The sequence below is a fragment of the Nocardiopsis camelliae genome (genome assembly GCF_028993595.1).
Taxonomy (GTDB): domain Bacteria; phylum Actinomycetota; class Actinomycetes; order Streptosporangiales; family Streptosporangiaceae; genus Nocardiopsis; species Nocardiopsis dassonvillei.
Window position 1 is genome coordinate 5417892 of sequence record NZ_CP118614.1, and the last position, 24174, is coordinate 5442065.

Genomic DNA, 24174 nt, shown 5'->3' on the forward strand with positions numbered 1-24174 from the left:
ACGCCGTGGACCGGGGACCCGGATCCGCCGTTCAGCCCTCCCGGTAGTAGGCGTCGAGCACGGTGCGCTCGCGCGTGGCCTCGTCGTAGGTGTAGACCTCGCGGCCCTCGACGAACACGCGCAGGGCGCGGCTCATCACGTCCAGCGGGTCGCCCGACCACACGGCCACGTCGGCGTCCAGGCCCGGTTTGAGGGAGCCGACCCGGTCGGAGATGCCCATGATCTCGGCGGGGTTGACCGTGAGGGCGCGGATCGCCGAGCGCGGGTCCATGCCCTCCTTGACGCACAGGGTGGCCTGGTGGACCAGGAACTCGATCGGGACGACCGGGTGGTCGGTGGTCAGGGCGACCTTGACGCCCGCCCGGTCGAGGATGCCGGGGTTGGCCAAAGTCTTGTTGTTGACCTCCACCTTGGAGCGGCTGGTCATGAGCGGTCCGGTGATGACGGGGATGCCGCGCTCGGCGATCTCGTCGGCCAGCAGGTGGCCCTCGGTGCAGTGGTTGATGATCAGCCGGTAGCCGAACTCGTCGGACAGGCGCATCGCGGTGTGGATGTCGTCGGCGCGGTGCGTGTGCTGGCACCACGGGAGTTCGCCGTCCAGGACCCGGACCAGCACCTCCAGGGTGGTGTCCCGCTCGAACGGGGTGCCCTCCGAGGCCGCGTGCTCGCGCCTGGCCCGGTAGTCCTGGGCCCTGGTGAAGGCGTCGCGGATGACGGCGGCCACGCCCTGGCGTGTGGAGGGCAGCTTGTCCTTGTTGCCGTAGACCCGCTTGGGGTTCTCGCCCAGGGCGCTCTTGACGCTGGCCGGGTGCCGGATCAGGCGGTCCTCCATGCTGCGGCCCCAGCACTTGATCGCCACGGTCTGGCCGCCGATGGGGTTGCCCGAACCGGGCTTGACGACCGAGCTGGTGACGCCTCCGGACAGGGCGTCGGCGAAGCCGCGGTCGGCGGGGTTGATGGCGTCCAGCGCGCGCATGCGGGCGCCGTTGGGGTCGGTCATCTCGTTGGTGTCGTCACCGGCCCAGCCGATGCCCTCCTCGTCGATGCCGATGTGGCCGTGGGCCTCCACGAAGCCGGGGAGTACCCACTTGCCGGAGGCGTCGATGACGGTGGCCCCCTCGGGGACCGTGACGTCGGCGCCGACGGCGGCGATCCGGCCGTCGGAGATGAGGACGGTGCCCCCGTCGATGGGGTCTCCGTCGACGGGGACGACGTATCCGGATGTGATCGCGATATCCATGGCGGGCAACCTAGCCCATCACGGGGCGTATCCCCAAGCCCCGCGCGGGCTCGGGCCGGCGGCCCCCTACCCCGCCGGCCAGCGGGCGGTGAGCAGCGCCGACCCCGGCGTGAGTTCCTCGGTCGCGGCCTCGATGGCGTCGCGCACCGTGGTGCAGCGGCCCACCTGCTCGGGTTCGGCGGTCAGGTCCCCGCCCTGGGCCGCGAACGCGTAGACCATGCTGGGGCGGTCGGCGAACTCCATCAGGCGGAAGGCGCCGCCCAGGCCGGGGTGGTTCGGGGTCTGCTCGGGGATGACTCCCATGGCGACGATGCCCGCCTCGATCAGGTCGGCGAGGAAGTCGCGCTGGGCGTTGAGGACGGCGGCCCCGCCCTGCGGGCGCTGGAGGGCCGACTCGTTGAGGACCACCCTCAGCACGGGCCCCTCCGTGCCGGTCATCGAGGCCCGGTGGGCCATCTCCTCCTCCACCATCTCCTCGACCTCGTCCGGGGACAGGTCCGGGTGGCGCGGGCGAAGCACGGCGCGCGAGTACTCGCGGGTGCGCAGGAACGCCGGGACCGCCATGGGCTGGTACTCCCACAGGTGGGTGGCGTGGACGCCCAGCTCGCGCTGGTCGCCGAACTCGTTGGGGAAGGCCTCGGCCTGGAGGGTGATCGCCCAGGCGTCCACGAGCTGGTGTTCGGCGCCCAGGGCGGTGTCCACCCGTTCGACCAGCGAGCGGGCCGGCCTGCAGTGCGCGCTCTCCACCTCGCGGAGCTTGTCGTCGGTCACCCCCACCGTCGCGGCGAGTTCGGCGCGTGAGAGCCCCCTGTCGGAGCGCGCGCGCAGTACCCTCGCGGCGAAGGGGAGCCACATCGCGGACGGCAGTGCGGTGTTCAATCCACTTCCCTCCCTCCAGCGCCGGGCGGAGCCTCGCCCCCGGCACACCGCCGGCGCCCCGCCCCGTCCTCTTCCGACCTTCTCCCGTGCCGGGGTCGCCGGTCAAGCGACCGGACGGGTACGGCGATCCGTGACAAGTCATCGGGGCGTCGCGGCGGGGCGGCCGGAGCGGCCGCGGGGGCGGACCGTGGTCGCGCCATGACGGAAAGCCAACCCGCTGACGAGGGCACTTCCCCCGGCCGAGTAGCCTTTGTGCCGCCCAGCCGCGATCCTCATTCCCGGAAGTGAACCGATGAAGCTTCTGCCCCTCCCGGCGACAGCCCTCCTGGCCTGCACCGCCCTTCTCGCCGCCTCCGCCTGCGCCAACGGCGCCGCGGCCCCGTCCGACCAGGGCGGATCGGAGGGCGGCGGCACCCCGGAGGAGACCGCCTCCGAGCAGACCGGCAGCCCCGCCGAGGTGGACGTCACCGGAGTCGAGGGCGCCACCCTGCACACCAGCGAGGGCGACATCGAACTGGAGCTCTTCCCCGAGGAGGCGCCCGTCACGGTGGCCAACTTCGTGGGCCTGGCCGAGGGCGAGGGCGTGCCCAACCCGGCGACGGGCGAGGCCGCGTTCTACGACGGCACCGTGTTCCACCGGGTGATCGACGACTTCATGATCCAGGGCGGCGACCCGCAGGGCACCGGCCAGGGCGGCCCGGGCTACACCTTCGAGGACGAGTTCGACTCCGGCCGCGAGTTCTCCGAGCCGGGCGTGCTGGCCATGGCCAACCGCGGCCCGGACACCAACGGCTCGCAGTTCTTCATCACCGTCGCGCCCACCCCGCACCTGAACGGCATGCACACGATCTTCGGGCACGTCGCGGACGAGGCGTCCATGGAGGTGGTGAACGGCATCGCCAACGCCGAGACCGACATGAACGACCGTCCCGCCCAGGACGTGACCATCGAGTCCGTCACCGTGCACCGCGCGGAGTAGACGGCCCGTGTCCGGGGCCGCCGCGCCCTCCTAGCGGCGTCTGGCGCGGGCGGCCCTGGCCCGCTCCACGGCCGGACCGATGGCACGCCCCAGCGCCGCCACGTCCTCCCGGGTGGAGGTGCGGCCCAGCGACAGGCGCAGGCTGCTGAGCGCGGTCCCGGCGTCGGCGCCCATCTCCAGCAGCACGTGGCTGGGCTGGGCCACCCCCGCCGAGCAGGCCGAGCCGGTCGAGCAGGAGATGCCCTTGGCGTCCAGGAGCATGAGCAGGGCGTCCCCCTCGCAGCCGGGGAAGGAGATGTGCGAGATCCCCGGCAGCCTGCGCGCGGGGTCGCCGTTGACGACCGCGTCGGGGACCGCGTCGCGGACCCGCTCCTCCAGCTCGTCGCGCAGGTCCGACAGGTGCTTGGCGTGCTCCTCGCGTTCGGTGACCGCCAGGTGGACGGCCGTGGCCAGCCCGCGCAGCAGCGGCGGGGACAGGGTGCCCGAGCGGATGTCGCGCTCCTGACCGCCGCCGTGCAGGACCGGCACCGGGGCCAGGCCGCGCGCGACCAGCAGCGCGCCCGCGCCCACCGGGCCGCCGAGCTTGTGGCCGCTGACCGTCAGCGCGCTCACCCCGCTCCCGGCGAAGTCGACCGGTTCCACGCCCACGGCCTGGACGGCGTCGGTGTGGAAGGGGATGCCGTACTCGGCGGCGACGGCGGCCAGCTCCCGGACCGGCTGCACCGTGCCCACCTCGTTGTTGGCCCACATGACCGACACGAGCGCGACCGCACCGGGGCCGGAGCCGCCCTCGATCGTCTCCCGCAGGACCCCGGGGTCCACCCGGCCCAGCGCGTCCACGGGGACCTTCTCGTGCACGGCCCCCTGGTGCTCGGCCATCCAGTGCGCGGGGTCGAGGGCGGCGTGGTGCTCGACGGCACTGGTGAGAATCCTGGGCCTGCGGGCGTCCGGCGTGTTGCGCGCCCAGTACAGGCCCTTGACGGCGATGTTGTCCGACTCGGTGCCGCCCCCGGTGAAGACCACCTCGTGCGGGGTCGAGCCGAGCGCCCCGGCCAGGCGCTCGCGCGCCTCCTCCACCGTGCGGCGCGCGGCGCGCCCGTGGCCGTGCAGGGACGACGGGTTCCCGAGGGCGCCGAGCTCGGCCGCGACCTCGGCGGCGACCTCGGGGCGCACGTCGGTCGTGGCAGCGTGATCCAGATACACCATGGCCTGACAAGGATACGTCCGTCCCGGGTCGTCCTGCCTCTCCGGGCCCGTGGGCCGCACGCGGCGCCCGTCCGACCGCCGGAGCGGCCCGCGTACGCGCGGGTCGGCCGGGTCGGCCGCCGCTGCCCTCCGACGCGTCTCCAACGCGTCGTCCACAGGCGGGAAGGCGTTCCCCTGCGGCCGCGCCGCGCCCGATAACCTTGTGTCATGCCTGAGTCCGCGTCCTCGCAGCCCGTCCAGTCCGGCCAGAACCCCGGCACCGCACCGTCCTCGAGCACGGCCGGGGCCGCCGGCGGGCACTGGCCCGCGCCCACGGCCGAGCGGCCGGTGCGCGCCCGGCTGTCGCTGCCGGGGTCCAAGTCCATGACCAACCGCGCGCTGGTCCTGGCCGCCCTGTCGGAGACGCCGTGCCTGGTGCGCCGCCCGCTGGTCAGCCGGGACAGCGAGCTGATGGCGGGCTCCCTGCGCGCCCTGGGTGTGGGGATCACCACCGAGGGGGAGGACATGGCGGTCACCCCCGCCCCGCTGCGCGGTCCGGCCTCCGTCGACGTCGGCAACGCGGGCACGGTGATGCGGTTCGTGCCGCCGGTGGCGGCCCTGGCCTCGGGCACGGTGGAGTTCGACGGCGACCCGCGCGCCCGCGAGCGGCCCGTGGGCGAGCTGCTGGCCGCCCTGCGCGCCCTGGGCGCCGACATCGACGACGGCGGCCGCGGCGCGCTGCCGATGGCCGTGCACGGCACCGGCGCCGTGCGCGGCGGCGAGGTGACCCTCGACGCGTCCGGCTCCTCCCAGTTCGTGTCGGCGCTGCTCCTGAGCGGCGCCCGCTTCACCGAGGGCGTGCACGTGCGCCACTCCGGTCCCCCCGTGCCCTCCCAGCCGCACCTGGACATGACCGTGGAGATGCTGCGCGCGGCCGGGGTCACCGTGTCCACCGCCGACAACTCCTGGAGGGTCGAGCCCGGACCGGTCAAGGTCTCCGACATCACCGTGGAGCCCGACCTGTCCAACGCCGCGCCCTTCCTGGCCGCCGCCCTGGTCACCGGGGGCGAGGTGACGATCGAGGGGTGGCCGGAGCACACCACCCAGCCCGGCGACGAGCTGCGTTCGCTGTTCACCCGGATGGGCGGCGAGGTCTCCCGCTCGCCCGAGGGGCTGCTCACCCTGCGCGGCACCGGCCGGATCCTGGGCATCGACGCCGACCTGCGCGACGTGGGCGAGCTCACGCCCACCGTGGCCGCCGTGGCAGCGCTCGCCACGACCCCCTCCCGGCTGACCGGCATCGCGCACCTGCGCCGCCACGAGACCGACCGCATCGCCGCGCTGGCCGCCGAGATCAACCGGCTGGGCGGCGACGCCGAGGAGCTGCCCGACGGGCTGGTCATCAACCCGCGCCCGATGCGCTCCGGGGTGTTCCACTCCTACGACGACCACCGGATGGCCACCTCGGGAGCGGTGATCGGGCTCGCGGTGCCCGGGGTGGAGGTGGAGAACATCGCCACTACGCGCAAGACCCTGCCCGACTTCCCGGGCCTGTGGGCGGAGGCCCTGGCATGAGCCGCACGCGGGGCGGGGGACGCCACCTGGACGAGGACGACATCCGCGTGCGCGCCCGGGGCGGTTCGCGCCCCCGCACCCGCACCCGGCCCAAGCACGAGAACGCCGTGGAGGGCCTGGTCACCGCCGTGGACCGGGGCCGGTACCGCTGCCTGGTCAACGGCGTTCCCGTCGTGGCGATGAAGGCGCGCGAGCTGGGCCGCGGCTCGATCGTGGTCGGCGACCGCGTCGACGTGGTCGGCGACCTGTCCGGCAGACCCGACACCCTGGCCCGCGTCGTGCGGGTCAGGGAGCGGGCGTCCGTGCTCAGACGCACGGCCGACGACACCGACCCGGTCGAGCGGGTGATCGTGGCCAACGCCGACCAGCTGGCGATCGTCTGCGCCCTGGCCGACCCCGCGCCGCAGCCGCGCTTCGTGGACCGCTGCCTGGTCGCCGCCTACGACGCCGGACTCTCCCCCCTGCTGTGCCTGACCAAGGCCGACCTGGCCTCCCCGGACGAGCTGGTGCGGGTGTACGCACCCCTGGGCGTGCCCTACGAGGTGCTCGACCCCGAGAGCGGCCTGGACGGCCTGCGCGCCCGCCTGGCCGACCGCACCACCGTGCTCGTGGGCTCCTCCGGGGTGGGCAAGTCCACCCTGGTCAACCGGCTCGTCCCCGGTACCGACCGGGCCGTGGGCCACGTCAACGCCGTCACCGGACGGGGCCGCCACACCTCCACGTCCGCCGCCGCGCTGCCCTTCGAGGGCGGCTGGCTGATCGACACCCCGGGCGTGCGCAGCTTCGGCCTGGCCCACATCGACCCCGAGGACATCGTCGAGGGCTTCGCGGACCTGGCCGAGGCCGCCGAGGACTGCCCCGCCGGGTGCTCGCACCAGCCCGACGCCCCCGACTGCGCGATCCGGGCCGCACTGGAGCGGGGAGAACTCGACCCGGACCGCGTGGCCTCCCTGCGCCGCCTGCTCACCAGCCGCGAGGGGGACACCGGGGAGGTCGCGAACACCGACGAGAACGAGTCCTGACCGGCACCACCCCCTGTTTTTCCGGAGGACCCCCCTGTGAAGGACGACGACAGACGTGTGGGCGCGGTGACCGTCGCGGGAGCCGCCAGCGCCCTCCTCGTGACAGCGGCGGTGCTCCTGGACATATGGATGGGGAACGGCGGGCCGGACCTGACGGTCCTCGCCTACGTGCTCCTCGGGCTCGCCGTCGTCGCGCTCGCCTGGCAGACGGTCCTCCTCGTACGGCCCCTCCGCCGCCGGGGCGCCCCGGGAGAGCACTCCGTCGGACGGGGCGGGTAGTCCGGGGCGTCAGCGCCGGTGCGCGTCCACCGGCCCGGCGGCATCGATGACGTGCGCGCGGCCCCAGGCGCCGAGCGGGGCCAGGGCCCCGTTCAGGGACTCCCCCACCGAGGTGAGCGAGTACTCGACCCGGGGCGGCACCTCGCCGAAGTCCTCCCGGTGCACGATCCCGTCCTCCTCCAGCTCGCGCAGGTGCGAGGCCAGGACCTTCTCGGTGACGCCGTCGAGCATCCGGCGCAGCTCGCCGAAGCGGCGCGGCTCCTCGTCCAGCGCCCACAGGATCAGCACCTTCCACCTGCCGCCGATGACGTCCATCGCCGCGTCGATGCCGCAGTGGTACGCGCCGGGCCTCCGTACGCCGACCATCGCCCCGTCCTCCCACCAGCACGCTTACCCCGGAGTGCGCACGCACTTCGAAGTGCGTACTTGTCGGGGCCCCGACGGGCCCCGAGCCTAGGTCGTGTTCCTCGGATCATTTCGGGCTCGCGACCACCGGGCTGCCTCTCGCTGCGCCGGTTTCGCTTGAAAAGCCAACCAGGCTGACCTGCGCGAACCGTCTTGCGAGAGATTGCCCGGACGGCCGCTCGCTGATCCGAAAGCCTCCGCGGAACACTCCCTAGTCCACATGAACGCACACGACACCGAGAAGCCCCGCGTCGCCCTGCTCGGGCTCGGGGACATGGGCACCGCCCTCGCCCGGGCCTGGCTCGCCGGCGGGTACCCGCTGACCGTCTGGAACCGGACCCCGTCCCGGGCCGAGCCGCTGGCCCGGGAGGGCGCCGACGTCGCCGCGACGGCGGCCGGGGCGGTGGCCTCCGCCCGCCTGGTGGTGGCCTGCCTGCTCGACGACGACTCCGTGGGCGCGGTGCTGGCCGACGCCGACCTGGCGGGCCGGGACCTGTTCAACCTCACCACCGGGACGCCGGACCAGGCGCGTGCCCGCGCGGGGTGGGCGCGCGGGCGCGGCGCCCGCTTCGTCAGCGGCGGCGTCATGGCCGTTCCGCCGATGATCGGCGCCCCCGGCTCGGGCGGGTACGTGTTCTACAGCGGTTCCGAGGAGGCCTTCGCCGAGCACGAGACGGCCCTGTCCGCCGTGGCCGGGACCGTGTTCGTCGGCGGGGACGCCGGGCTGGCCGACCTGCACGACGTGGCCCTGCTCAGCGCGATGAGCGGCATGTTCGCCGGGGTCGCGCACGCCTTCGCCCTGGTCCGCGGCGAGGACGTGCCGCTGAAGGGGTTCGCGTCCCTGCTGGCGGACTGGCTGGGCGCGATGACCATCGGCGTCCACACCGCCGCGGAGCAGTTGGAGAGCGGCGACTACACCAGGGGCGTCGTGTCCAACCTCGCCATGCAGGTGAGGGGCAACCGGACCCTGCTGCGCACCGCAGAGGAGCAGGGGGTGAGCGCCGAACTCCTCGCGCCGTACGCGGAGCTGATGGAGCGCCGCCTCGCCGGGGGCCACGCAGACGAGGACGGCACGGGGGTGGTGGACCTGCTCGCCGCGCCCCGCCGCTGAACGCGGTCGGGCCGCGCCCACCGGGCAGCCGCACCGGCTTCCACCGGCTGCGGCCGCCCGGGTCAGACCTCCACGGTCCCGCCGCAGCGCCAGTACCGGGTGCGGTCGCGCTCCATGAATCCCTCGTCGACCAGGCCGCGGCGCAGCACCGCCACGTTCGCGCTGAACCCGCTCAGGACCGCGTTGACCTCGGCCTCGCTGTAGCGCACCCCCGGTTCGAAGGCCCGGGCGACCTGGTCGAGCAGGACCAGCCGGGCGGTGCGGCGGACCGGGATCGCGGTGATCCGCCCGTCGGCCATGCAGGCGCGCAGCACCTCACGGCGCTCGCTCTCCGTCAGCGGACCCTCCACCACGGCGCCACCCCCTCAGCGGCCGACCGTCAGCATCCCGTGCACGACCGTCTCGACCCTGCGCGCGGCCTCGTCGGGATCGATGGGCTGCAACGAGTAGGACACCGTCAGGCGCAGGGCGACGTCGGCCGCGACCTCGGCGGCGGAGTCGGCCAGCTCCGGGTAGCGCTCCCCCAGCAGGGCGGTGATGCGCTCGCCCAGGACGTCCAGCAGCGGTTCGGCTCGCGTGGTGAGCACCGGCAGGAGCCCGTGGTCCCCGGTCACCACCGCGCGCAGCAGCGGGTTGTCGCGGGCGGACAGCAGCACCAGGCGCGTGGCCCGGCTCACCGCGTGCGGCGGGTCCTCGCCCTCCTCGTCCAGGAGGCGCACCACCCGGTCGAGCAGCGCGTTCACCTCGCGCACCACGACGGCCTGGAGCAGGCCCTCCTTGTTGCCGAACACGTTGTACAGGGTCTGGCGCGACACCCGGGCGACCGCCGCGATGTCGGCCATGCGCCGGTCGGACCAGCCTCCCGAGACGACCTCGGCGTAGGCGGCGTCCAGCAACCGCTCCCGCGCCGAGGTGCCCTCGGCGCGCCCCTGTCGGTTCGCGGTGTCCATGCTCCCCATCCTCGCATCCGCCGCCGCGGGCGACGCCCCTGACGCTCCCCTCCGCCGGGCCGCCGTTCCCGCGGACCCGGGCGGCCGGGAACCAGCACTCCGGTCAGGAGGTGGGGCGAGACGGCGGGTACCGGCACGCGGCGGTTGCGGTCGATCGCCGACCCGTTCCCGGCCCCCGCGCCGACCGGGGTGAGCATGCGTGACCGGCTCACGGGCATCACCCCTGAGGACGAGGCTGTGGCCCAGCCCATCCGGCACCGTTCGGGACGGGTGCGGTGCCAGCGTGGCCCCCGGGGGCCACTGGCCACTTCTGATCACCGTTCAGGAACGGTAGCGTTACCGGTCATGATGTCCTTTGACGATGATCTGCGGCTGGCCCACGTGCTCGCCGACGCTGCCGACGACATCGCGCTCAAGCGCTTCCGGGCGCTTGACCTCGTCGTCGACACCAAACCCGACTTCACCCACGTCACCGAGGCCGACCGGATGGTGGAGGAGACGCTGCGCGGCGTGCTCTCCCGCGCCCGGCCCCGCGACGCCGTGGTGGGCGAGGAGTACGGCAAGACGGGCAACAGCAACCGGGTGTGGGTCATCGACCCCATCGACGGCACCGCGAACTACGTCCGCGGCGTTCCGGTGTGGGCGACCCTGATCGCCCTGCTGGAGGGGGACCGTCCCGTGGTGGGCGTGGTCTCGGCCCCGGCGCTGTACCGCCGCTGGTGGGCCTCCAAGGGCGGCGGTGCCTGGCAGGGCCGCAGCCTGTCCAAGGCCTCGCGCTGCCACGTGTCCAAGGTGTCGGAGCTGTCGGAGGCCTCGCTGAGCTTCTCCTCGCTGACCGGCTGGGAGAAGCAGGACCGCCTCGACTCCTTCCTCGGCCTGACCCGCTCGGTCTGGCGCACCCGCGCCTACGGCGACTTCTGGTCGCACGTGATGGTCGCCGAGGGCGTCGTGGACATCTCCGCCGAGCCCGAGCTGTCGCTGTGGGACGCCGCGCCGCTGCCCGTCATCCTGGAGGAGGCGGGCGGACGGGCCACCAACCTGCGCGGCGAGGGCTTCGAGGACGGCGGCCCCCTGGTGTGCACCAACGGGGAGATCCACGACCAGGTGCTGACCTGGCTCAACGGCGGCCCCACCCCGCTGCGCCGCGCCTGACCCCCACCCCCGCCACGACAACGGGTACACGCTCCACCACCGTACGTAGTAACGTGCGGTGGTGTGCTGACCACGACACCCCTGCGGGCCGTCCTGTGCGCGGCCGCGGTCCTGCTGGCCACCGCCTGCGGCGGCCACGGGCACACCCCCGAACAGCTGCGCGAGATGATCGCCGACACCGTGCGCTCCTCCGTGCGGGGCGAGGGCCCCGGCCTGGGCGTCCCCGGCGCCGCGTTCGACCCCGCCAGGTACCTGTGCGCGCCCGCCGTGGACGACCGGACCGCCCGCCTCTGGCGCACCGAGGCGCCGCGCACGGCCGCGGACGGCACCGTCGGCCTGGGCGTCCTGGCGCCGGAGGGCGCGGACACCGACTCGGTGACCGTCTCCGTCATCGGGCCCCGCGGCGGCACCGCCGCCACCGAGGCGCCGGTCTCCCCCGGCGAGTGGACCCGCGTGCGCTACCCCGACGACTTCGAGGGCGCCGGGGACCGCCCCTCCGCCGGGGCGCACACGGTGGTCTGGTCGGACACCGGCTCCGGGACGCCGCTCACCTGCGACGGCTTCGAGGCGGTCTGAGGCTCCTGCCGCGCGGCGTCCCCGCCCGCCCCTCCCCCCTGTGCACAGCCCGAAACGGCAGTCCGGAATCCGCGCTGTCGGGCTGAACCGAAACCGTCCCCTTCCACGATGAGTCAGGTGAAACCCCGCCACCCCCGCGGGTATCCCGCCGCCGCCGTCGCGGCGTCCGGATCTCACAGACATCACGGGAAGGGGCCGAATGCTGCGTTCCCTCACAGCCGGGATCGTGCTGGCCTTCGCCGGTTCACGGGCCAACGTGGCCCGGACCATCCTGTCCTGCGCGGGCATCGTCGTCGGTGTCGGCGCGCTGATCCTCGTGGTCAGCGCCAGCGACTTCGGCCAGCGCTTCGCCACCGCCTACAGCGAGGCCAACGCGGGCCGCCCGGCGACCATGGAGGTCACCGTGCAGGGCCGGGTCACCGACCGCGCCGCCTTCGAACAGGACCTGGTCCGGGCGGGCGGCCGGGACATCTCGATCTACCACAGGCCCTCCCACGCCCCATCAATCCGCTCCGGCGGCTCCCCCCTGCCCGACGTGGAGTTCCTCGGCGTGGACCCCACGCTGGGCGACATCCGGCGGATGAACCTGGCCGAGGGCCGCTGGTTCACCGAGGCCGACACCGAGTCGCTGGCCCCGGTCATGGTCGTCAACGAGGAACTCGCCGGCGCGCTGGGCGACCTCACCCGCGTCCAGGTCGGCACCGACCGGTGGACGGACGTGCGCGTCATCGGCGTCCTGGAGGGCTCCGCGCTGGACATGGGCTGGTACAGCGCCTACCTGCTGCGCGCCCCCGCCTCCGAGGAACTGCTCTTCGGGGCCTCCACCGGCGCACAGGAGCAGGAGGGGTCGGCCGACCCGTTCCTCATGGGCGACATGACCACCTACCAGGTGCGGATCGACCCGGACGACCCCGCGGCGCAGGACCCGTGGGGCGAGGTCTTCTCCGAGCGCCTGGCGTCGGTGTCCTGGCGCTGGGGCGTGGAGGAGCAGGACGCCGTCATGGCCTACCGCACGGACTACGCCGAGGAGATCGGCGAGGTCATCACCTACATGTCCTGGGGCCTGACCGGCATCGCCGCCGTCACCCTCACCACCGGCCTGCTGGGCGTGCTCAACGTGGGACTGGTCACGGTGCGCGAGCGGCGCCGCGAGCTGGCCACCTACCGCGCCCTGGGCGCGAGCCGGTTCACCCTGTTCGTGGCGGTGGTCATGGAGTCGGTCGTGGTGTCCCTGGTGGCCGGGCTCATCGCGCTGGCCGCCTGCTGGGCCCTGCTGGCCGCCGTCGGCGCGGTGCTGGGCGGCCTCGTGTCGCTGCCCGCCGACGTCCCCCTCGTCATCCCCGCGTCCGGAGTACTCGTCGGCCTGGGCAGCGCCGCCCTCGTCGGGATGCTGGCCGGGATCATCCCCGCGATGCGGGCGCTGCGCGCGTCCGTGGTCGCCGGACTCCGGGAATAGGAGACATCACGTGAAGAAGTGGATCATCATCGGCGCGGTCCTGGTCCTCGTGGGAGGACTGACCGGCGCCGGCTACCTCCTGGTGTCACGCCTGGGCGGCCCGGGCGCCGGAGAGGACGCCGGCCTGCAGGAGGCCGCCATGGACGTGGGCGGGGCCCCGGTCGAGGTGGTGCTGGGCGAGGTCAGCTCCGTGCTGGTGCTGGACGCCGTCGTCCGGGCCGAGCCCGGCGAGCCGGTCGAGGCCCGAAACGGGGGCACGGTCTCCCACCTGTGGGTGGGCGAGGGCGCCGAGCTCGGCCAGGGCGCCCCGGTGGTCAACGTGAAGGTGCCCGCCCAGGGGGAGCCCGTCGTCGGGGAGGACGGCCGGGTCCCCGACGCCCTCACGACTGAGGAGGTCACCCTGTACGCGCCCGCCGCCGGAACGGTGTCGGGGCTGGAGGACGTCATGGTCGGCGACGTGCTGGAGCCCGGCGCGGTGGTGGCCACGGTCGCCCCCGAGGAGTTCCGCGCCGTCGCGTCGATCCCGCCCAACGACCTCTACCGGTTCTACGAGGACCCCCGGGACATCCTGCTCCAGATCGACCAGGGGCCGCCCGCCACCGCGTGCGAGTTCCTGTCCCTGGGCACGGCCGAGGGCGGCGCCCCCGTCCCCGATGACGGGGGCGGCGAGGGCGCCGAGGACGTCGGCGGTGGTGGCGGCGGGGCCGAACTGGCCTGCCGCGTGCCCGCCGACCTGGAGGTCTTCGAGGGCGTCCAGGGGCAGCTGTCGGTCAGCACCGGCACGGCCGCGAACGCGCTCGTCATCCCCGTGACCGCGGTGCGCGGCACCGCCGGGGCGGGCGAGGTCGTGGTGGTGGGCGAGGACGGCACCGAGGAGACCCGCGAGGTGGTGCTGGGCGTCTCCGACGGGTCGTCCGTGGAGGTCACCGAGGGGCTGAGCATCGGTGAGGCGGTCCTGGACCCGATCCCGCTCGACCCCCGGTTCGACGTGCCCGGCGCGCACGACCCCGAGGACGGGTTCGCCGAGGAGGGTGAGGGCTAGATGTCCGTCGACGCACCGGCCCCCGGGGCCGCGCCGCGCCACGCCCGCCCGGCGCCCCTGCTGGACGTGGCGGGGATGACCCGGCACTTCACGGTGTCGGGGGCCCGGATCGACGTGCTGCGCGACTGCACGTTCCGGGTGGGGCGGGGCGAGGTGGTGGCGATCGTCGGCCAGTCCGGCTCGGGCAAGTCCACCCTGCTCAACGTGCTGGGCCTGCTCGACCGGCCCAGCGGCGGCACGTACACGTTCGACGGCGTGGACACCACCCGCCTGGGTGAGGGCCCGAGGTCGCGCCTGCGCGGCGAGGGGATCGGCTTCGTGTTCCAGCAGTTCCACCTGCTGGAGCGGCGGACCGCCCTGGCCAACGTCGGCGTGCCGATGGTGCTCGACGGCGTGCCGCTGCTGCGCCGCCGGGCTCGGGCCCGCGAGCTGCTGGAGGCCGTGGGGCTGGGACACCGGCTGCACTCGCAGCCGCACCAGCTCTCCGGCGGTGAGCAGCAGCGTGTGGCCCTGGCGCGGGCACTGAGCCGTGAACCCGCCCTGATCCTCGCCGACGAGCCCACGGGCGCCCTGGACGCCGCCAGCAGCACCGTGATCATGGACCAGCTGCTGGAGCAGGCCCGGCTCCGCGACGCGGCGGTGGTCGTGGTGACCCACGACCCCAAGGTGGCCGAGCGGGCCGACCGGGTGGTCGAACTCGTGGAGGGCCGCACCCGCTGAGCGCGCGCCGCCCGGGAGACCGGGCGGCACACGGGCACACGGGCACACGGGCACACGGGCACACGGGCACACGGGCACACGAAAAACGCCGGGCGCGAAATGCGCCCGGCGTTTTGCTGGTAGCGGGGACAGGATTTGAACCTGCGACCTCTGGGTTATGAGCCCAGCGAGCTACCGAACTGCTCCACCCCGCGTCGTGATCTCTATTTTAGGGGTTCAACCCCCGGGTGGCAAATCGGTTTTCTTTGCGTTTCCGCGTGGAAAACCGGTGGAGATCCCACCCTGCGGCAGTCGGTTTCCCGACCGCCTTCGGCAATCCTACCAGCGCTTGCGCCCTGGTCCGACCACCCGGACTTCCCCGGGGAAGCCCGTCCTCCGTTCTCCTCCGCAAAAGGAGGAGCCGGAAAACCGACGGACCCGGGATTTCTCCCGGGTCCGGGTCTGGTAGCGGGGACAGGATTTGAACCTGCGACCTCTGGGTTATGAGCCCAGCGAGCTACCGAACTGCTCCACCCCGCGTCGTTGTGTCTACACAGTAGCGCGCCCTGAACCAAAACCCAAATCGGCGGACCGGGACGCGTCAGCGGGCCCCGGGCCCCCTTCGCGGGAGCCGCTCCCCCTGTTCCCGGGGACACACGCACGGGGAGCGCGCAGACCCTCGGACACGGCCCCTGGCGAACGCCGAGGGGGCGGGGGTCCGAGGACCCCCGCCCCCTCACGGAGCGGTCACCGCCGGAAGGCGGGGCTCAGTTCTCGTCCAGCTGCTGCTGGATGTCCTCCAGCGCCTCACGCAGGCGGTCGTTGGCCTCCTCGTTGGACTGCTGGGCCTCCTCCCAGGCCTCGACGGCCTCGTTGAGGGACTCGGTGAGGTCCTGGTCGCCCCCGCCGCCGTCTCCTCCGCCGCCGCCGGCCCCGGCCTCGGACTCCTCCTCGGGAGTCTGCTCGGCGCCCTCCTCGGGTGCCGCGCCCTCTCCGTCGAAGAGGTTGCTGAGCGCGTCCGGCAGGCTGTTGCCGATGGCCACCTCGTCACCGAAGCCGACCATGACCTGCTGGAGCAGCGGGAAGGAGGCGGCTCCGCCGCCGCCCGCCTGCACGTACAGCGGCTCGACGTAGAGCAGGCCCCCGGCGAACGGCAGCGTGAGCAGGTTGCCCCGCGTCACCTCCGCGTTGGACTGCTCCAGCGGCAGCAGCACCTCGCGGACGTCGGCGTCGGCGTCGAAGGCGTTCTGCACCTGCCCCGGGCCGAGGATCACCGTGCTCCGCGGCAGCTCCAACAGCTTGAGCTGGCCGTAGTTCTCGGAGCGCGGATCGCTGTCCACCGCCATGAAGGCCGCCAGGTTCTCACGGCCGCGCGGCACGAACGTGCTGGTCAGCGAGAAGGTGGACTCCTCGTCCGGGTACTGGATGGTCTGGCGGTAGGGCGGCTCGGGAGCGTCGGTCTCGCTGGTCGGGTCGCTGGGGACCGACCAGAAGTCCTGACCGCCGTAGTAGGCGGCGGCGTCCGTCACGTGGTACTCGCGCATGATCTGGCGCTGCACCTTGAACAGGTCGTCCGGGTAGCGCAGGTGGTCGATGAGCTCCTCGCTCATCTGGTCCCTGTTGACCACGGTCCCGGGGAAGGCGTCCATCCAGGTCTGGAGGACCGGGTCCGCCTCGTCCCACGCGTACAGGGTGACGGTGCCGTCGTAGGCGTCGACGGTGGCCTTCACCGAGTTGCGGATGTAGTTGACCTCGTTGCCCGGCAGCGCGCCCACCTGCTGGGCCGAGCCGTCGGTGAAGGTGTCGGTCACCGCCTGGGTGAAGTCGATCCGGTTGGCGTACGGGTAGCCGTCGGACGTGGTGTAGGCGTCCACGACCCACACGACCCGGCCGTCGACGACCGCCGGGTAGGGGCGGCTGTCCGTGGTCAGGTACGGGGCCACCTTCTCCACGCGCTCCACCGGGTCGCGCTCGTAGATGATGCGCGAGTCGTTGGTGACGGCGCTGTTGAGCAGGATGTTGGGTTCCTGGTACTTGATCGCGTACAGGATCCGGTCGAAGAAGCTGGCCAGCTGGACGCCGCCGTCACCGTCGTAGCGGTTGTAGGCCTGCGAGTCGCTGCCCTCCTCACCGCCGCCGGCGCCCTCGGCGCCCTCACCGCCGCCCTGGCCCCCGCCCTCGGCGGGCGCCTCCTCGGCGGTCTGCTCCGCGGCCTCCTGGTCGGCGTCGGCCGGGGCGCGGGCCTCGTCCGGGCTGGGAGAGACCTCCGGCTCGACCGCGTCCTCCGGGGTCGGGACGTCGCCGGTGTCCTCCTCGGAGTCGAGGGGGTAGTCGTACTCCTCCTCGGCCTGCACGATCGCGTACTCGGCGCCCTCGCGGCCGTAGTAGATGCGCGGCTCGTACTCGCCGACGACGTCGCTCAGCTCACCGCGCGGAGGGATGTTGTACTCGGTGAAGACCGGGCGCCCCTCGGCGTCGATCTGGGTGCCCGCGGCGGCGACCATGCCGTAGCCGTGGGTGTAGATCAGGTGCCGGTTGAGCCAGTTGTCCTGGTCGGCGGGCGGCCCGTCCAGCTCGCGGACGGCCACGATCGTGTCGATCAGGTTGCCCTCGGAGTCCGGGTAGCGGTCGACCTCCAGCACCTCGGGGAACTGGTAGAAGCCGCGGACCTGCTGCATCTGCTGGAAGGTCTGCGAGACGACGGAGGGGTCGACCAGGCGCACGGTGGTGTCCTGGGACTCCTCCACCAGGTCCTGGGCGCTGAGCTCGGTGGTGGCGTCGTAGGCCTGGACCTCGGCGTCGTCGATGCCGTAGGCCTGGCGCGTGTACTCGATGTTGCGCTCGATGTAGGGGCTCTCCAGGCGCTGCTCGTTGGGCTCGACCTGGAAGCGCTGGACGATCTCGGGGTAGGCCGCGCCGACCAGCACCGCGGACAGCACCAGCAGTCCGAGGCTGGCCATGGGCACCATGATGTTCTTGAAGTAGATGTTGGCGAAGAACAGCACGGCGCAGATGACCGAGATGACCGTGAGGATGAGCAGCGCGGTCTTGACGGCGTTCACGTCGGTGTACGAGGCGCCGAAGGTGTAGCCGCGCTCGGAGAAGACCAGGCCGTAGCGGTCCAGCCAGTACGAGCCGCCGCGCAGCAGCACGAACAGGCCCAGCAGCACCGACAGGTGCACGCGGGCCGAGGGGGTGGCGCGCTGGCCGGAGTCGTTCTGGAGGCGGACCCCGCCGTACAGGTAGTGCACGATCACCGCGGCGATGAACGCCAGGATGACCGCCGCGTACAGGTAGCCGAGCAGGATGCGCAGGAACGGGTAGGTGAACGCGAAGAAGGCCACGTCCATGCCGAACTCGGGGTCGTTCACCCCGAAGTCGGTGCTGTTCACGAACTGGAGGTAGGACCGCCAGTCGCCGCTGGCCGCGGCTCCGGCCAGCAGCGCGAGGGCGCCCACGGCGATCCAGAAGAACAGCTTGCGGTGCGGGTCGATGGACTGCCGGTAGCGGTCCAGGCCCTGCTGCTCCAGGCTCATCGGTCGGATGCCGGGCCGGGAGCGGTAGGCGAAGAAGATGCTGGCGCCGACGATGACGGCCATCACCAGTCCGGCGACGGCGAACAGCAGCACGCGGGTCCACAGTTCGGTCAGGAAGACCGAGGTGTAGCCGACGGACTCGAACCACTTGAAGTCGGTCCAGAAGTTCGCGGCGAGCATCAGCCCCGCGATGATGACGACCACGGTCGCCGCGACTGGCGCGAGCAACCTTGATCGGCGAGGCATACGCGCAGGTGGTGCGCCGGGCGATCGGAAGCTCACGCCTCCCCCTCGTTCTGGCTTGGTAGGTGCGTACGGGTGCGCGTGTGGCGCTCTGTTACTGAAAACTTAATCGGTGGCCCCCGGGTTCCCGAAACGGCCCTCGTCCGGGTGACAAGGCTGCATCGTTGCTGTATCGGAGTCGCATCCGGAAGGCCACGTGGCGACCCTACTGTCCGAAAACAGGGGCGTCGCGCTTCCCGCATCGGTCACTATGGAAACGTGTCGAACATTCGCGAAGCCGTCATGGACCTCGAACGCCACGCAGCCGAGCAGGGCTGGGACCGGCCGCTGGGCCTGTACGCCCTGGTGCCGACCGCGGAGCTGCTGCGGGCGGAGCCCGCGCTGGCCGGCCTGCTGGGCATCGACTCCCCCGCCGACCCCGACGAGCTGACCCCCGTCGAGCAGGAGCAGCTGCCCGCCGACGTCCCGCTGGAGGAGGCGCTGGGCCGCATCCTGTGGCCGGAGGGCGTGGCCGGGTGCGCGCTGGTGATGGAGCGCCTGGTGGTCAAGGGCACGGACGAGACCCTGGCCCCGGACGAGCGGCCGGGCTCCTCCGGCCGCGAGACCGAGGAGATCCGCATGGTCGCCGGCGTGCTGCGCGACGGCTCGCGGCACTGCGCGATGCGCATGCGCAGCCACGACAGCGAGTCCGAGGTGCTCAACGGGGCGGACCTCATCCCGGCGCTGACCTCCGCGCTGGCGCTGACCCTGGACCTGGACGAGGAGTCCGGACAGGACTGATCCGGGCCCGCGGGCCCCGGGCGCGCCCGCGCGAGGCGGGGTGCGCCCGGGGTCCCCTCCGTCGCGGATGGCCGGGCACGGGCCGGAGCCCGGGAGGGGCGCCGCGCCCCTACTCGCAGCGCGGCAGCTCGCCCTCGCCGGTGCGGATGGTCTCCAGGGCCCCGACCGCGTCGTCGAGGGTCTCCACCCGGACCACCTCCAGCTCGCCGTAGGCGGCCGACTGGGCGACCTGGGAGCAGCTCTCGGCGGCCACGAGGAAGTACTCGGCGCCGTCGCGCTGGGCGCTGACCATCTTCTGCGGGATGCCGCTGATCCCGCCCACCCGGCCGTCGGCGGTGATGGTGCCCGAACCGGCCACGTCCGCGCCGCCGGTGAGGCCCTCCTCGCTGAGCCGGTCCATGATCCCGAGCGCGAACATCATGCCCGCGCTGGGCCCGCCGATGTCGCCGATCGTGATCTCCACGTCCACGGGGAAGTCGGTCTCGTCGGCGATGAGCACGCCGATCGCCGCGCCGCCGGAGTCGCCCTCCTCGCTGGCGACCTCCACCTCCACGGTCTCGCCGTCGCGCTCCAGGGTGAGCCCGACCGGGTCGCCGGGCTCGCGGTCGCCGACCATCTCCACGACCGCGCCGCTGCCGGCGGGGACGTCGGGGTCGCCGCCCCGGGTGGGCACCGGCTCGCCGTCCACGGCCACGACGGCGTCGCCCGCCTCCACCACGCCGTGCGCGGGCATGCCCTCGACGGTGCCGCTGACCACGGGGACCGCCTCGTACTCCATGCCGAGCTGGGTGAGCGCGGCGGCGGTGGCGTCGGTCTGCGAGTCGTTCATCTGCACCGTCTGGCGCTCGGTGACCTCCTCGGGCGTGCGCCCGGCGGGGAAGAGCAGCTCCTCGGGCAGGACCGCCTGGGTGGGCGAGAGCCAGGCGGTGACGACGGTGAGGAAGTCGAGCCGGTGCTGGGGTCCGCCCGCGTACTGCACGGTCACCATGGACAGGGTGCCGTCGTGCTCGTAGCTCTCGGCGCCCTCGACCTCGATGACCGGCCCCCGGTCGGTCTGCCCGACGGTGTTCACGGTCAGGCCCGGCGCGGCGACCAGGTAGGGCACGGGCAGGTAGAGGCTGCCGATCCCGAGCCCCACGAGGAGGACGAGCGCGACGACGAGGGTCATGGCACGACGGAGCATGCCCCCCAGCCTATTGCCGCGTCCGGACCGGCGGGGGTCCGCCCTCCCTCCGGCCCGCCCGGCCGCCGTGGGCGGTCAGGGGGCGCCCACCCACTCGCTGCGACCGTCCTCGAAGTCCTGCTGCTTCCAGATGGGCACCTGGGCCTTGAGGTCGTCGATGAGGCGGCGGCAGGCCTCGAAGGCCTCCTGGCGGTGCGCGGCCGCCGCGGCCACGACCACCGCGACGTCGCCGATCTCCAACTGGCCGACCCGGTGCGTCGCGGCCATCCGCACCACGGGGCGGCCCGGGACGGAGGTGTCGCTGAGGACCTTCTCCATGACGACCCGCAGCTGGGCCTCCACCGTCGGGTGGGCGGAGTAGGCCAGGCGGGCGACGTCGCGGCCGTGGTCGTGGTCGCGGACGGTGCCGACGAAGACCGCGGTGCCGCCCGCGCGCGGGTCGGAGACCGCGGCGAGGACCTCGTCCACCGACAGGGGGGTGTCGCGTACTGACGCGAGAGTGATCTCTTCCACGTCATGACCGTATCAACCGGATGTTCCCCCATGTGGGGACACGGGTGCGCGTTCCGACGCACGCGCAGGTGCTCCGGAGACGGCGGGGTTCGGGCGGATCCGTGCCTCACGCCCCCTTGCGCCTGCGCAGGTGGCGGATGGCGGCGGCGGTGCCGATGGCCGCAGCGGCGGCTCCGGCGGCGCCCGCCGCGGTGATGGTGACCTCCTTGCGGCCCAGGCTGCGGCCGACCAGGGCGGGCCTGCCGCTGCGCGACTCCAGGAGGGCGGACAGGGCGGACTCGTTGTCGTGGGCGGGCTTCCACCCGGCCTCGCGCAGCACCGCGCAGTCCACCACGCACGGGTAGACGAGGAACTTCAGCTCGCCCTCGGCCGCCGGGGTGATCCGGGCCTGGTGGAGGCGGCGGACGGCACCGAAGGCCAGGTTGGCGGGCACCTCGAAGTGCTTCATCCCGGCGACGGACTCCACCTCGTCCTGGGTGAGGGAGCCCTCGCTGGCCACGGCGACCACGCCCTCGGGCCCGTCCACCCCGTGCAGGGCGCAGAAGGCCAGGGCGCTGGCCAGGTCGTCCTCGTGGCAGAACTGCCAGTGCTGTTCGTGCCCCTTGACGGTGAGCAGGCGCGGGGCGGAGAAGTGGCGGCTGAGGAGGGTGTCGAGCCCGGGCCCCACGAGCGGGGCGGGTCGCACGACGGTGACGGTGAGGCTGGGATGGGCCCGGCGGGCGCGTTCGGCGAGGTCCTCGATCTCGGCGAAGTCGCCCATGAGCCCCTCGCTGTTGTCGGACACGCGCGGCGCGTTCTCCGCCAGGGGCACGGGGCTGTCGGGGGCGGCGCCGTAGACCACGGTGCTGGTGACCAGGATGACGCGGGGGACCCCCGAGGCCGCGGCAGCGGTCAGGACCGTCTGGGCCGCGCGGATGTTGTGCGCGCGGCGCCGGGCGGGCCGGGTCTCCAGGGAGCGGTCGTCGGCGGTGTGCACGAGCACGTCGACCCCGCCGAGCCGGGAGACCAGCCCGGGGTCGCACACGTCGGCGACGCGCCAGGTGACGCCGCGCAGGTCGGCGAGTTCGGCGTCGATGGCCACGACCTCGCGCAGGCGGGCGGAACTCTCCGGCGCGGCCAGGCGTTGCACGAGGAGCCGGCCCACCCCGGAGGCGGCACCGGTGACAGCGACCACCGTGCCCGCTCCCTCGGAGGGGCTGTGCTCTGGGCGAACCTGGCTGCTTTCGGTATTCACTCCGGGCGACTCCCAGCTAACGTGACAGTGGAGACCAAACCTAATCCTGCCTGAGGTCTGATTGTGAGCGACCTGCCATTCGGTTTCAGCATGCCGAACGATCCCGATGACGAGTCCGGACGCCGTTCTGGCGACTCCGGCTCGGGTGCCGGCAGCGGCGGCCCGGGCGGAGGAGGATCCGGAACGCCGGACGGCTTCCCGTTCGGCGACCCGCAGCAGATGGCCAACATGCTGCGTCAGTTCGCCGACATGATGTCGGCCCAACCCGGTCCCGGGCCCGGAGGCGACCAGAAGTCGTCGTCCGGGGTGAACTGGGACATGGCCAAGGACGTCGCGCGCCAGACGGTCGCCCAGGAGGGCGATCCGAGCGTTCCGGCGTCCGACTACGCCAGGGTCGAGGAGGCCCTGCGCCTGGCCGACCTGTGGCTCGACCAGGCTACCGACCTGCCGTCGGGCGTCCACACCACCCAGGCCTGGAGCCGGTCGGAGTGGATCGAGCGGACGATGGACTCGTGGGTGCAGCTGTGCGACCCGCTGACCAGCAAGACCGTCCGTTCGATGGGGCAGAACCTGCCCGAGGAGATGCAGTCCGTGGCCGGTCCGCTGCTGGGCATGATCCAGCAGATGGGCAGCATGATGGTCGGCCGCCAGGCCGGCCAGGCCGTGGGCGAGCTGTCCCGCGAGGTGGTCGGCACCGCCGACATCGGGCTGCCCCTGGCCGGTGAGGGCCGTGCGGCGCTGCTGCCCTCCGGCGTGGCGCGCTTCAGTGAGGGCCTGGAGGTCCCCGAGGAGGAGGTGCGCCTGTACCTGGCCGCCCGCGAGGCCGCCGTGCACCGGCTGTACTCGCACGTGCCGTGGCTGCGCTCGCACGTGTCCCGGCTGGTCAACGAGTACGCGGACGGGATGTCCTTCGACATCAGCGGCCTGGAGGACCGGCTCGGTGGGATCGACCTCACCAACCCCGAGGCGCTCCAGGAGGCCCTGGGCGGTGTCGGGGGCGAGGGGCTGTTCCAGCCCGAGGACACACCGCAGCAGAAGGCGGCGCTGGCCCGGCTGGAGACCACCCTGGCACTGATCGAGGGCTGGGTGGCCACCGTGGTCTCGTCCGCGGTGTCCGGCCGTCTGCCGCAGGCGGACGCCCTGGCCGAGGCGACCCGGCGCCGCCGGGCGACCGGCGGGCCCGCCGAGCACACGTTCGCCGCCCTGGTCGGCCTGGAGCTGCGCCCGCGCCGTCTGCGCGAGGCGTCCGCCCTGTGGTCGGCCCTGGAGGAGGCGCGCGGCGTGGAGGGCCGGGACGCGGTCTGGGAGCACCCGGACCTGATGCCCACCGGCGACGACCTGGACGATCCCGAGGGCTTCGTGCGCGGGGGCGGTGACGGGTTCGGCGACGCCGACTTCGACATCTCCTCCCTGACCGGGGACGCCCCCGGCCGGAAGGCGGGGACCGACGGGGACGCGTCCGCGGAGGGTTCCTCCGGCGAGGGCTCCTCCGGCGCCGACCGGGACGGCGACGGGGACGACGACCGGGGAGAGGGCGCGTAGGTGTCGCTGCACGCGGACGCCCGGGCGGTGCTGGGCGCGTGGACCGCGCCCGACGCCCGGCAGGAGGAGCTGCGCCGCTCCTACCTGGACCACCTGGAGGCGCACGGGGACGGGATGTGGCGCTCCTGCCTGCCCGGCCACGTGACGGCCAGCACGGCGATCATCTCCGCCGACGGCTCGCGGGCGGTGCTCACCCTGCACCGGATCCACCGGATCTGGTTGCAGACCGGCGGGCACTGCGAGCCGGAGGACGCCACCCTGGGCGCGGCGGCACTGCGCGAGGCCACCGAGGAGTCGGGCATCCGGGGGCTCACCCTGCTGCCCGAGCCCGTCGGGCTGGACCGCCACGCGGTGCCCTGCGGGGGCGGCAGCTTCCACCTGGACGTGCAGTACGCGGCCCTCGCTCCCGAGGACGCGGTGCTGGTGCGCGACCCCGACGAGTCGGCCGACCTCGGCTGGTTCCCGGTGGACGACCTGCCCGAGCCCTCCGACGAGGTGTGCCGTTCGCTGGTGCGCGCCGCCGCCGAGGCGGTGGGCCGCCACCTGCGTTCGTCCGCCCCGCATCCGGGCACGGACCCGGGCACGCGCTGACG

General features: G+C 73.4%; 23 protein-coding genes and 2 tRNA genes. 13 read left to right on the top strand and 12 right to left on the bottom strand.

The window, feature by feature from the left end; translation table 11 throughout:
- Window positions 1–31 precede the first annotated feature (31 nt).
- Window positions 32–1240: an amidohydrolase gene (locus PV789_RS23555; protein ID WP_274974597.1), complete on the bottom strand. Its 1209-nt coding sequence runs from the start codon at window positions 1238–1240 to the stop codon at window positions 32–34.
- Window positions 1241–1306: 66 nt separating this feature from the next.
- Window positions 1307–2119 carry a helix-turn-helix domain-containing protein gene (locus PV789_RS23560; RefSeq protein WP_274974598.1) on the bottom strand — a complete coding sequence of 271 codons (813 nt, stop codon included), beginning with the start codon at window positions 2117–2119 and terminating at the stop codon, window positions 1307–1309.
- Window positions 2120–2411: 292 nt separating this feature from the next.
- Between PV789_RS23560 and PV789_RS23565 the strand changes: the two genes are divergently transcribed.
- Window positions 2412–3098: a peptidylprolyl isomerase gene (locus tag PV789_RS23565; protein WP_274974599.1), complete on the top strand. Its 687-nt coding sequence runs from the start codon at window positions 2412–2414 to the stop codon at window positions 3096–3098.
- Window positions 3099–3128: 30 nt separating this feature from the next.
- On the opposite strand, the gene PV789_RS23570 is transcribed toward PV789_RS23565, so the two are convergent.
- Window positions 3129–4304, bottom strand: coding sequence for a cysteine desulfurase family protein (locus tag PV789_RS23570; protein ID WP_274974600.1), 1176 nt, complete (start codon window positions 4302–4304; stop codon window positions 3129–3131).
- A 207-nt stretch (window positions 4305–4511) separates the two neighbouring features.
- On the opposite strand from PV789_RS23570, the gene aroA reads away from it, so the two are divergent.
- Genes aroA through PV789_RS23585 form a run of 3 tightly spaced genes read left to right on the top strand, consistent with a single transcriptional unit; the run spans window position 4512 to window position 7159 of the window.
- A complete protein-coding gene (aroA, locus tag PV789_RS23575) occupies window positions 4512–5858 on the top strand; it encodes a 3-phosphoshikimate 1-carboxyvinyltransferase (RefSeq protein ID WP_274974601.1) in 1347 nt (448 codons plus the stop codon).
- A complete protein-coding gene (gene rsgA, locus PV789_RS23580; protein WP_274974602.1) occupies window positions 5855–6880 on the top strand; it encodes a ribosome small subunit-dependent GTPase A in 1026 nt (341 codons plus the stop codon). The genes aroA and rsgA overlap by 4 nt, the downstream gene beginning before the upstream one ends.
- A gap of 36 nt (window positions 6881–6916) precedes the next feature.
- On the top strand, window positions 6917–7159 hold the full coding sequence (locus tag PV789_RS23585) for a hypothetical protein (RefSeq protein ID WP_274974603.1): 243 nt from the start codon (window positions 6917–6919) through the stop codon (window positions 7157–7159).
- Between the two features lie 9 nt (window positions 7160–7168).
- On the opposite strand, the gene PV789_RS23590 is transcribed toward PV789_RS23585, so the two are convergent.
- Window positions 7169–7525 (bottom strand): winged helix-turn-helix transcriptional regulator, encoded by a 357-nt coding sequence (locus PV789_RS23590; protein ID WP_274974604.1) that lies wholly within the window; start codon window positions 7523–7525, stop codon window positions 7169–7171.
- Window positions 7526–7784: 259 nt separating this feature from the next.
- Here PV789_RS23590 and PV789_RS23595 point away from each other — a divergent pair, with 259 nt between their 5' ends.
- Window positions 7785–8675: an NAD(P)-dependent oxidoreductase gene (locus PV789_RS23595; RefSeq protein WP_274974605.1), complete on the top strand. Its 891-nt coding sequence runs from the start codon at window positions 7785–7787 to the stop codon at window positions 8673–8675.
- A gap of 62 nt (window positions 8676–8737) precedes the next feature.
- Here PV789_RS23595 and PV789_RS23600 read toward each other — a convergent pair whose 3' ends face one another.
- Both PV789_RS23600 and PV789_RS23605 read right to left on the bottom strand, forming a co-directional pair.
- Window positions 8738–9028, bottom strand: a complete 291-nt coding sequence (locus tag PV789_RS23600; RefSeq protein ID WP_019608133.1) for a DUF2087 domain-containing protein — start codon at window positions 9026–9028, stop codon at window positions 8738–8740.
- Window positions 9029–9040: 12 nt separating this feature from the next.
- Window positions 9041–9625 carry a TetR/AcrR family transcriptional regulator gene (locus PV789_RS23605; RefSeq protein WP_274974606.1) on the bottom strand — a complete coding sequence of 195 codons (585 nt, stop codon included), beginning with the start codon at window positions 9623–9625 and terminating at the stop codon, window positions 9041–9043.
- Window positions 9626–9970: 345 nt separating this feature from the next.
- On the opposite strand from PV789_RS23605, the gene hisN reads away from it, so the two are divergent.
- The 5 genes from hisN (at window position 9971) to PV789_RS23630 (ending at window position 14571) form a co-directional block, all read left to right on the top strand.
- On the top strand, window positions 9971–10777 hold the full coding sequence (gene hisN, locus PV789_RS23610; RefSeq protein WP_274974607.1) for a histidinol-phosphatase: 807 nt from the start codon (window positions 9971–9973) through the stop codon (window positions 10775–10777).
- 63 nt (window positions 10778–10840) lie between these two features.
- On the top strand, window positions 10841–11353 hold the full coding sequence (locus tag PV789_RS23615) for a hypothetical protein (RefSeq protein ID WP_274974608.1): 513 nt from the start codon (window positions 10841–10843) through the stop codon (window positions 11351–11353).
- A gap of 199 nt (window positions 11354–11552) precedes the next feature.
- Window positions 11553–12809 (top strand): ABC transporter permease, encoded by a 1257-nt coding sequence (locus PV789_RS23620; protein ID WP_274974609.1) that lies wholly within the window; start codon window positions 11553–11555, stop codon window positions 12807–12809.
- Window positions 12810–12819: 10 nt separating this feature from the next.
- Entirely contained in the window at window positions 12820–13851 is a 1032-nt protein-coding gene (locus PV789_RS23625) for a permuted SH3 domain-containing protein (protein ID WP_274974610.1), read from the top strand.
- Window positions 13852–14571: an ABC transporter ATP-binding protein gene (locus PV789_RS23630; RefSeq protein ID WP_274974611.1), complete on the top strand. Its 720-nt coding sequence runs from the start codon at window positions 13852–13854 to the stop codon at window positions 14569–14571.
- Between the two features lie 117 nt (window positions 14572–14688).
- Here PV789_RS23630 and PV789_RS23635 read toward each other — a convergent pair.
- The 3 genes from PV789_RS23635 to PV789_RS23645 all read right to left on the bottom strand — a co-directional run bounded on the left by PV789_RS23635 (window position 14689) and on the right by PV789_RS23645 (window position 18290).
- Window positions 14689–14765 (bottom strand) — tRNA-Met (locus PV789_RS23635).
- 248 nt (window positions 14766–15013) lie between these two features.
- Window positions 15014–15090: transfer RNA gene (locus tag PV789_RS23640), tRNA-Met, on the bottom strand.
- Window positions 15091–15317: 227 nt separating this feature from the next.
- Entirely contained in the window at window positions 15318–18290 is a 2973-nt protein-coding gene (locus tag PV789_RS23645; RefSeq protein WP_274978224.1) for a UPF0182 family membrane protein, read from the bottom strand.
- 297 nt (window positions 18291–18587) lie between these two features.
- On the opposite strand from PV789_RS23645, the gene PV789_RS23650 reads away from it, so the two are divergent.
- Window positions 18588–19109: a PPA1309 family protein gene (locus PV789_RS23650; RefSeq protein ID WP_253794887.1), complete on the top strand. Its 522-nt coding sequence runs from the start codon at window positions 18588–18590 to the stop codon at window positions 19107–19109.
- A 109-nt stretch (window positions 19110–19218) separates the two neighbouring features.
- Here the strand turns inward: PV789_RS23650 and PV789_RS23655 are convergent, their stop codons facing one another.
- From PV789_RS23655 to PV789_RS23665, 3 genes are all read right to left on the bottom strand, one after another.
- The gene (locus tag PV789_RS23655; RefSeq protein ID WP_274978225.1) at window positions 19219–20277 is read right to left on the bottom strand and encodes a YlbL family protein; all 1059 of its coding nucleotides are present in this window, start codon (window positions 20275–20277) and stop codon (window positions 19219–19221) included.
- A gap of 90 nt (window positions 20278–20367) precedes the next feature.
- Window positions 20368–20805, bottom strand: a complete 438-nt coding sequence (locus PV789_RS23660; RefSeq protein ID WP_212642936.1) for a molybdenum cofactor biosynthesis protein MoaE — start codon at window positions 20803–20805, stop codon at window positions 20368–20370.
- A gap of 106 nt (window positions 20806–20911) precedes the next feature.
- Window positions 20912–21979 carry an NAD-dependent epimerase/dehydratase family protein gene (locus tag PV789_RS23665; protein ID WP_274974612.1) on the bottom strand — a complete coding sequence of 356 codons (1068 nt, stop codon included), beginning with the start codon at window positions 21977–21979 and terminating at the stop codon, window positions 20912–20914.
- Between the two features lie 123 nt (window positions 21980–22102).
- On the opposite strand from PV789_RS23665, the gene PV789_RS23670 reads away from it, so the two are divergent.
- Together PV789_RS23670 and PV789_RS23675 are read left to right on the top strand one after the other, a co-directional pair.
- Window positions 22103–23581, top strand: a complete 1479-nt coding sequence (locus PV789_RS23670; protein WP_274974613.1) for a zinc-dependent metalloprotease — start codon at window positions 22103–22105, stop codon at window positions 23579–23581.
- Entirely contained in the window at window positions 23582–24172 is a 591-nt protein-coding gene (locus tag PV789_RS23675; protein ID WP_274974614.1) for an NUDIX hydrolase, read from the top strand.
- Window positions 24173–24174: the final 2 nt, after the last annotated feature.

What these genes read in the sequence shown, in the direction of transcription:
- rsgA (WP_274974602.1), top strand. Translation starts at nt 5,855, where the DNA reads ATGAGCCGCACGCGGGGCGGGGGACGCCACCTGGACGAGGACGACATC.
- PV789_RS23555 (WP_274974597.1), bottom strand. Translation starts at nt 1,240, where the DNA reads ATGGATATCGCGATCACATCCGGATACGTCGTCCCCGTCGACGGAGAC.
- PV789_RS23595 (WP_274974605.1), top strand. Translation starts at nt 7,785, where the DNA reads ATGAACGCACACGACACCGAGAAGCCCCGCGTCGCCCTGCTCGGGCTC.
- hisN (WP_274974607.1), top strand. Translation starts at nt 9,971, where the DNA reads ATGATGTCCTTTGACGATGATCTGCGGCTGGCCCACGTGCTCGCCGAC.
- PV789_RS23620 (WP_274974609.1), top strand. Translation starts at nt 11,553, where the DNA reads ATGCTGCGTTCCCTCACAGCCGGGATCGTGCTGGCCTTCGCCGGTTCA.
- PV789_RS23655 (WP_274978225.1), bottom strand. Translation starts at nt 20,277, where the DNA reads ATGACCCTCGTCGTCGCGCTCGTCCTCCTCGTGGGGCTCGGGATCGGC.
- PV789_RS23570 (WP_274974600.1), bottom strand. Translation starts at nt 4,304, where the DNA reads ATGGTGTATCTGGATCACGCTGCCACGACCGACGTGCGCCCCGAGGTC.
- PV789_RS23630 (WP_274974611.1), top strand. Translation starts at nt 13,852, where the DNA reads ATGTCCGTCGACGCACCGGCCCCCGGGGCCGCGCCGCGCCACGCCCGC.
- PV789_RS23590 (WP_274974604.1), bottom strand. Translation starts at nt 7,525, where the DNA reads ATGGTCGGCGTACGGAGGCCCGGCGCGTACCACTGCGGCATCGACGCG.
- aroA (WP_274974601.1), top strand. Translation starts at nt 4,512, where the DNA reads ATGCCTGAGTCCGCGTCCTCGCAGCCCGTCCAGTCCGGCCAGAACCCC.
- PV789_RS23565 (WP_274974599.1), top strand. Translation starts at nt 2,412, where the DNA reads ATGAAGCTTCTGCCCCTCCCGGCGACAGCCCTCCTGGCCTGCACCGCC.
- PV789_RS23605 (WP_274974606.1), bottom strand. Translation starts at nt 9,625, where the DNA reads ATGGACACCGCGAACCGACAGGGGCGCGCCGAGGGCACCTCGGCGCGG.